Genomic DNA, 4,423 nt, shown 5'->3' on the forward strand with positions numbered 1-4,423 from the left:
GCCAGACCGTCCAGGTAAGAATAGAAGATTTGGCGATACTGTTTAGGGGATTTCGAATGGGTCAAAATAACCACCTCCGAAATCCTTCGGATTATGGATTAGTTCCGAGCTTCGGTCTGTCAAGTGCCATATTCGGATAATTTATAAACTTTTGGAGCAACTCCACTGCTTGTGTTAAAAATCAAAAAAACGAGGAGCGAATTCCGCATGGAAGACACTCCTTAACTTAACGACATTGGTAAAGATGGATGATTTAAAAGAGATAGAAGCTGGGCAGAGGATTTAAAGGCGTCCTGTTCTTCTCTGAGATCCTCATTCTTCATAATGAAGATAAAGGAAATAATGGACAGAGAAGTTCTGACTCATTGTTTACTGAAAACGATGTTATCAGATTCAGAGACCTGTCTAGATGAATTAAAACAAAAGGACAAAGCCCAATGGAAAATCATATGACAGACAACATCATACCAGGAGCCCTGTTGGGAGCAGGTGAAAACGGACCGGTACAATTGCTTTTCAGTCAGGCAAACCGGCATGGACTGATTGCCGGAGCCACAGGAACCGGCAAGACGGTCACATTAAAAGTGCTCGCAGAACGTTTTTCTGAAGCTGGAATTCCGGTGCTGATTACTGACATTAAAGGGGATATTTCATCGATTGCGGCAGGCGGTCAGATGAATTCAAAAATCAGAGAACGTCTGGATATCAATCAGGTTTCAGAAGAAGATTTCATAATGCATGGATTTCCAGTACGCTTTTTTGACGTATATCGAGAGCAGGGACTTCCCATTCGAATTTCGATCAGTGATTTGGGTCCTGCCTTGATCAGCCGTTTGCTTGAGCTTTCAGAAGCGCAGCAGGGAGTGCTCAATATTGTGTTTAAGGCGGCAGATGACAGAGATCTTGAGATCACGGATTTTAAGGATCTCAAAAGCATGATCGGCTGGGCAAGAGATCATAAGGATGAGATTTCAGATGAATATGGAGCGATATCCACTCAGTCGATCAATACGCTGCAAAGAAAATTGCTGGCTTTTGAAAATGAACAGGCCAGAAATCTGTTCGGCCTTCCAGGCTTTGAAATCCGCGATCTGTTTGAGCAAAAAGATGGAATGGGAATGATCACATTACTTGAATGTTCAAAGCTGTATCTGGAGCCATTATATTATTCAACGATTATGCTCTGGCTTTTATCAGAGCTGTTCGAGCAGATGCCTGAAGCCGGTGATCTTGAAAAGCCGCGAATCATGATTTTTATTGATGAGGCCCATCTGCTTTTTGAAGATACGCCAAAGGTCCTGCAGGATAAGATTGAACAGATCATTCGACTGATCCGTTCAAAAGGAGTGGGGATTATTCTGGTCAGCCAGTCTCCTGCTGATATTCCAGATGATATCCTGGCTCAGCTCAATAACCGGATTCAGCGTGCCTTAAGAGCTTATACGCCTTCTGAACAGAAGAAACTGAAAGCTGCAGCAGCTGGATTCAGGGAAAATCCGAATATCGATACACTTGAGGCGCTCACTGCACTCAAAACAGGGGAAGCTCTGGTATCCACTGTAGATGAAGATGGAGCTCCCATACCGGTAGAACGGGTCATGATCATGCCGCCTAAATCATCGTTTGCTGCTTTATCAAATCAGGAAATCATGCAAAGAGTACAAAACGATCCTCTGATGATGAAATATGGACAGGATCAGGATCCAATCACGGCGTATGAAATCCTTCAGGAAATGGAAGTTCAGGAACAAAGAGAAATTGAGCTTGAAAGACAAAGACAGGAACAGTACAAACTTGAATCAGAAAAACAACAGCAGGCTCAAAAACAGAGGTTAAAAGAAGAAAAGGCAAAAAGCAAAAGCAGCTCTTCAGAGTCTGCTCTGAAAAAAGCCACGAAAAAGGCAGTCCGTCAGGCAGCCCGAAGCGCTGGAAGGCAAAGCGCCAAGGCGATCAGCCGCGGACTGATGAAGACAAGCTCTTCAAGCGCAAGAAGAACTGTAGAAGCGGCTGCAGGAAGTCTTCTTGCGGATCTGTTTGGCAGCTTTTTCAGGTAAATCCATTAAACCGGATTGGCAGCCAGAAAGATTTATCCTCAAAAAAACAAGAAACCGGAATTTTCAGAGCGAAAATTCCGGTTTTTCATTTGAGCGTTTTTTCATTTTTGGTTTCGTCTTAACCATTAAAAGCGGACTTAGTCCATTTCCTGGACTTCATTCCATCCTGGAATTTCAGGAGGCAGTTTTCCGGCTTTGCGGGCTTCGAGCACTGCGATCTTTTCATCCATATGGTTATGGGAAAGTTTCAGATAACGATGCAGAAAATAGTCGTTGACTTCATGATAGAGCTGAACCATTTTATCGTATTTTTGAGATTCATCCATAATTTAGATCCTCCTTTTTAACCTGTTTCTATACATCCATTATAAAAAGGATGTCTGAAAAGACGATAATAACGCTATACTCTCAGAACTGAATCCCTGGACTCAGAGGATATGGATTCCGGGATTTTTGATACCGCTTGAATGGAGCTTTGCGAATCGATATATTGAAACAGACAGAGTGAAAAGAAAAGAGGGAATCAGGATGAACGAATTGCAGGAAATTGTTCTCGATTTGTGGAAACCGAATAGTGTCAGAAGCCGCTATCAGACCTTTAAACCCATATTTGCGCGTTTTGAAGGGGTCCATAATGAGCAGGAATTCAATGATCTCTGCCGGACGATTGAAGATTCCAAAGATGACTCAACACTGATTATCGATGGCGGATTTCAGTTTGCACCAAAGCTGGATGTGCTCGCACAGATCAAAAAGGAGATTCCAGGAGTCGATCTGGCTCACCTCACCCGTGACTTTCTGGTGATGTTTGCCAATGATCAGATCAATGAAGTGTATTTACGGGCTCTGAGTTATACCTACTCTCTGGCTAAACGCTGCGGGTTGTTTTCAAACAGAAGACAGGAAGAAAATTTCATCTGCAACCAGATTGTACTCTCCCTCGACTATCTGATGAGGCTTCCGTTCAAGGCCGATGAAGCTGGCAAGCTCATCGTATATGATCCAGGAACACTCGATGAAAAAGGGTTCTGGTTTTTAATGCTCTGTTACCTGATGGGAATGGATGTTCTGGTTCTTTCTCCAGCCGGTGAACAGGCATTCTGGAAGTATGATCTCGATCATCTTTCAAAGCTTTATCGAAACCCAATATCCCATCGGAAACAAGCATTTTCTGATCGGGTGCGGCTTGGAAAACCGTTAGGAAAGGTCAGAACCACTGTTTCGACACTTTCTGCACAGACTGATGAATCGCTTTTTGGGCAGACAGGGATTTTTAAGCCCTGGATGTTTCGGGGAATTCCAGTAAATCATGTGCAGCTTGAAGGGACCCGGATTGATCTGGAGGATACCTGGGATCGGGAAGCCAGATTAAGAGAAGGCTTTCAGGCGGAGAAGAAATCTATTACGGTTCCATCCTTCTATGTGGAAATTGATGGAGTGGACCGTAATCGCAGCGAATACATCGGACTGCTCAATAAATTGAAAAACGCACAGAATGTGTTTGTGGATTCCACCTGTGGAAAAGGACTGTTCAGAGAGATTCGTCCAAAAAGCGAGGCCGTCAAACTCGTGTTTGCGATGAATCCGGATGGCACTTTTAATTCAAAAAAGCTAAGGGAGACGGAAGGATCTCTGTTTGATTATGTCTCTGCCGAAACGGGGAAAGTCATTGTTGAAAAGCTGAACCGCTTGCTGCACTTAAAGGGATCTTCCTTAACCAAGGAGGAAAGAATTCATATTGCCAATCTTGTCTTATCGATGTCCAAACCGATTGCCAGAATGATTGAAAACTTCGATTATCCTTTTTCTGTTCCAAAGGTGCTGATCTTTTTAAACCGGGAAGAGCGTATAAAAAAGGAAGTTCGGATCCTGCTTGAGTTTTTGTCAGAATTCGGATTTGATATTGCCGTGATGGCTCCAAGCGGGGTTTCGGGTCTTGATGATCCCAAACGTTCCATTTTACGTCTTGACCAGATGGTTTATGATATGGACTTTCCCGCTCCTCCAATTCCAGAGGATGAAGATAATTTTCATGGCCTGAAGTCGCTGTTTGGTTTGTTTAAATAGAATAAAAACAGAACCAATTGAAGAGAATCAATAGATCGAATATTCATACAAATGGGGCTGTTAAATTTCTGACAGTCCAAAAATAAAAAGAGGCACCTGATCCGTAATGGATGAGGTGCCTTTTTTGGTAAAATATGTTCATGATCAATAAACAAAATTACCAAACACACTATAACTCGATTCAGGGCCGTTTGCCACTGCTCCATTCTCTCTTCCCTCATATTGAGATGGATTCTGTCTTCACTACTGTCAGTTCCTTTGTCGATGATTATCTCGACCTTGCCCTTTATCCTTCTTTTGCC

The 4,423-nt window shown here is 43.0% G+C and carries 3 protein-coding genes; 2 read left to right on the forward strand and 1 reads right to left on the reverse strand.

The annotated features are described in order from the left end of the window. Positions 1-437: 437 nt before the first annotated feature. Positions 438-2,054 carry a helicase HerA-like domain-containing protein gene (locus tag BO222_RS00755; RefSeq protein WP_083647607.1) on the forward strand — a complete coding sequence of 539 codons (1,617 nt, stop codon included), beginning with the start codon at positions 438-440 and terminating at the stop codon, positions 2,052-2,054. A 137-nt stretch (positions 2,055-2,191) separates the two neighbouring features. Here the strand turns inward: BO222_RS00755 and BO222_RS00760 are convergent, their stop codons facing one another. Then, a complete protein-coding gene (locus tag BO222_RS00760) occupies positions 2,192-2,380 on the reverse strand; it encodes a hypothetical protein (RefSeq protein WP_075817498.1) in 189 nt (62 codons plus the stop codon). A 202-nt stretch (positions 2,381-2,582) separates the two neighbouring features. On the opposite strand from BO222_RS00760, the gene BO222_RS00765 reads away from it, so the two are divergent. After that, positions 2,583-4,121: a YceG family protein gene (locus tag BO222_RS00765; RefSeq protein ID WP_143356878.1), complete on the forward strand. Its 1,539-nt coding sequence runs from the start codon at positions 2,583-2,585 to the stop codon at positions 4,119-4,121. The last annotated feature ends 302 nt before the right edge of the window (positions 4,122-4,423 follow it).

The organism is Ileibacterium valens (assembly GCF_001945525.1).
In the GTDB taxonomy this organism is placed as follows: domain Bacteria; phylum Bacillota_I; class Bacilli_A; order Erysipelotrichales; family Erysipelotrichaceae; genus Ileibacterium; species Ileibacterium valens.